Origin of the sequence: Rhizobium sp. PDO1-076 (assembly GCF_000247475.1) — a bacterium.
In the GTDB taxonomy this organism is placed as follows: domain Bacteria; phylum Pseudomonadota; class Alphaproteobacteria; order Rhizobiales; family Rhizobiaceae; genus Allorhizobium.
Genome location: NZ_AHZC01000147.1, coordinates 1 through 4,477, shown reverse-complemented (window position 1 = coordinate 4,477; position 4,477 = coordinate 1). Strand labels below are relative to the sequence as shown.

Annotated in this window: 4 protein-coding genes; all 4 read right to left on the bottom strand. The window is 59.1% G+C overall.

Annotation, left to right across the window (positions count from 1 at the left end):
- Positions 1-499, bottom strand: a 499-nt coding sequence (locus PDO_RS10315) for a Na/Pi symporter (RefSeq protein ID WP_007601409.1), incomplete at its 3' end; no start/stop codon positions are given.
- A gap of 21 nt (positions 500-520) precedes the next feature.
- The gene (locus PDO_RS10310; protein ID WP_007601408.1) at positions 521-2,206 is read right to left on the bottom strand and encodes a metallophosphoesterase family protein; all 1,686 of its coding nucleotides are present in this window, start codon (positions 2,204-2,206) and stop codon (positions 521-523) included.
- 2 nt (positions 2,207-2,208) lie between these two features.
- On the bottom strand, positions 2,209-2,808 hold the full coding sequence (locus PDO_RS10305; protein WP_007601400.1) for a dual specificity protein phosphatase family protein: 600 nt from the start codon (positions 2,806-2,808) through the stop codon (positions 2,209-2,211).
- Between the two features lie 57 nt (positions 2,809-2,865).
- On the bottom strand, positions 2,866-3,744 hold the full coding sequence (locus tag PDO_RS10300) for an inositol monophosphatase family protein (RefSeq protein WP_458574647.1): 879 nt from the start codon (positions 3,742-3,744) through the stop codon (positions 2,866-2,868).
- Between the last annotated feature and the right edge of the window lie 733 nt (positions 3,745-4,477).

The following is a 4,477-nucleotide window of genomic DNA, read 5'->3' as shown; positions in this document are numbered from 1 at the left end:
TGATGAACAGATTGAGTGCCGGCGACTGGCGGATCGGATCGGTTGCCGCAGACAAGAGATGCAGCGACAGGAGCATGAGACCGACACCGACAAGGGCGGTTCCTGCTCCCTGCTTTGCAGCCGAGGCCATCCGCATCAAAACCACGCCGGCAAGGATCAGAAGCGGCGACAGCCAGCCGAGCCCCAGCGCAACAATCCAGGCCGTGGCAGCGGTGCCGATATTGGCGCCGAGCATGACGATCTGGGCCATGGCCGGCACGATCATGTCCTTTTCGACGAAGGAGGCAACCATCAAGGCGGTGGCAGTCGAGCTCTGTAAAGCGACTGTGGCGAGGAAACCGGCGGCAAATGAGCGAGGCCCGCTGCGCGTCCCGGCAGCAAGGCCGGTCCGAAGCCTGGCACCGAGCGCACGCGACATGCCGTCCTTGATCTGGCGCAGGCCGAAGAGCAGCAAGGCGACGGCGCCGAACAGATTGATGCTTACGATGGCCGACTGCATGCACTTACCTCACGTCGACAATTATGCAGGCACAACATCCCCGAGCACTGGGAAGGGAAGCGTCAGGCATTCTGAACCGCCTTCGGCACGATCGAGAAACAGTCCGAGTGCGCCGAAGAATATCCCGAGAAAGCTTGGAAGCGAACCATCGTGCGTGCTCGGTTCATGCCCAAGCCTCAAGGCCAGCGAGCGGTAGAGGATCAATCTCTCCGGCTCGATATGCGCCAAAGCCAGCGATGCGCCCTGTCGCAGGCAGTACCAATCGGCGATCAACTCGAACATCGGCAGGTCCGCTGCGCTGTCAAACTCGGCTGCAACTCCACCGCTCGAGCCAACGAGCGGCGCGATCATCTCGAGCACGCTCTTGTCGCCAATCGCCCTGACGATGTCCGCCGGCCATTCCTTGACAAAATAACGGTGGCGAACGAGCGCTCGCTTGTGCTGCCGCAGGAAGGTACCGTAATCGCCGGCAGAGAAAGCCGGATCGACCTTTTCCCGGCTGACCTCGGTTTCCCGATAGTATCCTTCACACAAGCGATCATTGACCGGCAAAGCGGACAACTCGACGGTTTCGACCGTGATTTCCTGCTGTGACGCCTGAACCACCTTAAATGCAGGAGGAAAGGCAACGAGCGAGGGAACCGCGATATTGGTCACAGAGCGGTCGGACGACCCTCGACGCGTCACACCCTCCACATGCAGATGTCCGCTGAAATGAACCGTCACCCCGGCCGCAATCAAGGCATCCCCGACCGCCTTGACCGGGGTCCGACGCACGACATTGGTCTCGCCGAAGAGCACGCCCTCGGCACCGGTCGCACCATCGAATGGATCGAGCGCCGGGTAATGGGAAAATGCAAGCAACGTCTTTCCCAGTTTCCGCGCCCGCAGGCTGACATCGGTGATCCAGTCGAAAATGAACCGCTTGCTGCGCAGCATGCCATTCCAGCCGGCGGCCGTGCTGTCGATGAAGGCCGCTTCCTCGACCAGTTCGAAGCTACCGTCACGTGGCTCGAAGACATTGGCATCGATCATCAACAGCCATAGACCCGGCTCCGGCTCGACGAGATAGGAAGCGTCCATGAGGCTATAGGCATTGCGGCCATCGGGCGACGTGACCGTGTAGATGCGGTCCTCGACCGCATCGCTTGCGCCGAAGGGCGTTTCCCAATGCCGGTATTCCGGCTGGCGAAAATAGCCGAAAGCCGCCATAGGGTTCAGCCCGCGTGGATAGCCCTCGCAATACATGTTTTCGCTGACAATGATGTTTTCACCAGCTATGGCGGCGTCGCTGGAGACCGAGAGGCTGATCGCTCCCTCGCCGAGAAATTCTTTCGTATGATGACGGCCTGCCGGGCCGAAGATATCATGATTGCCGGGCAGCGCATAAAACGCGGTTCCGTGGCTATCCGAATGGACTTGCAGCAAGCCTCTGAGCGTTTCCGTCGTCGCCCGCTGGCCATCGTCTGTATAATCGCCCAGCAGCACCACATGGCGGATTCCGCGCCGCGCCACCTGATCCAGCGCAGCACGAAGCGCGTCGGCGCTCTCGTTGAAAACGCGGGTCGACTGGCGCGTATCGGACCAGCTTCGCATGGTGATGTGGTGTCCGCCCATCTTGATGCCGGCAAAACCAAAATCGGCTCCGGTGTCATGGAAGTGGGCATCAGCAATAACGGCAACGGCTGGAAAGCTTCGTGGCGCCATGATCAGGACTTCTTTCGGCCTTCGATCATGTCGATCCAGTCGGAGGCCCGCCTTGCGGCTTCGTAAAGGCTCGGCTTCGGGGTCTCGAACCACTCGTCCGGACGCAATTCGCGCCGTTCGCGGATGACAGCGACGGCGTCATCGAGCGTCGGATAGCGGTCGGGCTGCTGCTTGTGCAGGTACAGGGCCACCAGCGAAACCGAGCGGCTGCGGCCGCTGCGGCAATTGACCAGGACATTGCCACCATCCGGAAACGGATAAGTCGCACGTTTCGGCATGGTCTGCCGCAGCGCCCCATCAAGAATATAATAGGCCCCCAGCATCATCGTATCGGGGCTACCCTCGCCATCGATCAGGCCGAGCTTGTAGTAACGGATCTCGCCATAGCCGGTTGCGCAAAGATCGCCGTCCTCGGCGGCATCCCGCACCAGATTGATGTCGAGATTGACGGCGCAGTTGACGACCGTGGTGATGCCGTGTCGGCGCAGCAGCCCAATGTCCCGCGCCCCATCGCTGCCACCGATGTAAAGCGTTGCATCATGCGGTCCGAGCCCCTCGGCAATCTTGCTGATTGCGGGTCGCGCGTAAACCGGTCCATCCATAGTCCATTCCTCCACACGGCAGTTGCGTACCGTCATCCGTTTCCCTGCAAATTATGCCTATGCAACCGAAGAGGCCTTCCGCTCACCCGCCGCATCGAGAATGGCCAGAGGAATAGCAGAGGCTTTGCTGACCCCGGCGGCAACGCCAGGGGCTGCAGCCAGAACAGCTCCGCCATCCCTTAGACTGCCGATCTCGAAGAACGGGCAGACATCACCACCGGCTTCGCTGACCAGCAGCAGCCCGGCCAGGCAATCCCACGAGTTCATGTGCAGTTCGATGTAACCATCCGAACGGCCATCGGCGACATAGGCAAGCGCGAGCGCGCCTGAACCAGCGCGACGCACATTTGTGCCCATGTCGAGCAGATTTTTGACGACGCCGAGATAGGTTTCGTTCGCGACCCGGGTCGACCACCCCATCTCGATAGATGCGGCATCGAAGCGCTGCGTTCCGGCAACCAGGATCGGCTTGCCGTTCAACGTCGCGCCGTCACCACGGCGCGCGAAATAGAGTTCGTCGAGGGCCGGACTATAGATCGCGCCGATTTCAGTCCGGCCATTCTCGACATAGGCGATCGAGATGCAGAAATGCGGGATCCCGCGCGCGAAGTTCGCCGTGCCGTCGACCGGATCCACGACCCAGACCCGGGCGCCGATCTCTCCACCGCCCTCTTCGCCAAAGAATGTGTCTTGCGGAAAATGTTGTTCGATCATGCTGCGGATATGTGCTTCGGAAGCCGCGTCCGTCTCGGTGAGGAAATCCTGCGGCCCCTTCATGGATATGCTGCGCTCTGCGTCGCCGTAGAAGCCCTTCAGCACCAGCTCTCCGGCAGAGCGGATGACCGCGCGGCAGAGGTCGGCGCGAGCCTGAAGCGTATCAGCATAATGCAAGTTTTCCACCGGACCACCATCAAATCGTTTTGAACACGCGTGCATATTTGCACGCGTGTTCAGTCTTTGCAAGCCGTTCATGCTGGACATTTGTCTGAAGAAATCCATCTGCTCGCAAGACACAACCGCCGCATTCTTCGACGACACGGTGCATACATTTCTGGACAATTATGGGGTGTACATCAACAAGCGGAGCGTCTCTCTTCCAGCGGGACTGGATCTTCTAGAGGGCCTTTCCAAAGCACTCAATGTGAACAACGCCCCTTACCGTGAGTGAGTGACCCCGCTCCTCCCACGGAGAAGATAGATTTGGTCCACGCCACAGGTCGTTTTGCTCTCTCTTAAATGCGTTCCATAGCAAACAAGTGTGCCGGTGGCACGCATAAATTCCCGCGACAACCAACCGCTTAAGCGTCCCGTAGTTGATTTCGGGAATGGTGCGGAGGGTGCAGCACGACATCCGTTGTCTGACGGCTCTGCATCGACCATGCCTGAATCAGGGCACGCCCAAACGTCTGTAACAACATCCTGTGCACAACGTCTGATTTAGCGCCTCAACCGATTACTAGCGTCCGAACATCAAGTATATTTTTGGACATCTGATGGGGAGAATGAGCGTGACCGAACTGTATGTTGCTAAAGTACCGGATAAAACCATTCTCGATATGTTGACCGATCTAAAGCAGAAATTCGGTGACGCCAGTATTAGTGTGGATGTTGGCGGCGTAGCTGTAAGGGAAACTGAATACGAACTAATGCGCAAGAGGAAGGGAGGAGC

Bases quoted from the DNA above. Each gene is read 5' to 3' on its own strand.
- PDO_RS10310 (WP_007601408.1), bottom strand. From the start codon at position 2,206: ATGGCGCCACGAAGCTTTCCAGCCGTTGCCGTTATTGCTGATGCCCAC.
- PDO_RS10305 (WP_007601400.1), bottom strand. From the start codon at position 2,808: ATGGATGGACCGGTTTACGCGCGACCCGCAATCAGCAAGATTGCCGAG.
- PDO_RS10300 (WP_458574647.1), bottom strand. From the start codon at position 3,744: ATGCACGCGTGTTCAAAACGATTTGATGGTGGTCCGGTGGAAAACTTG.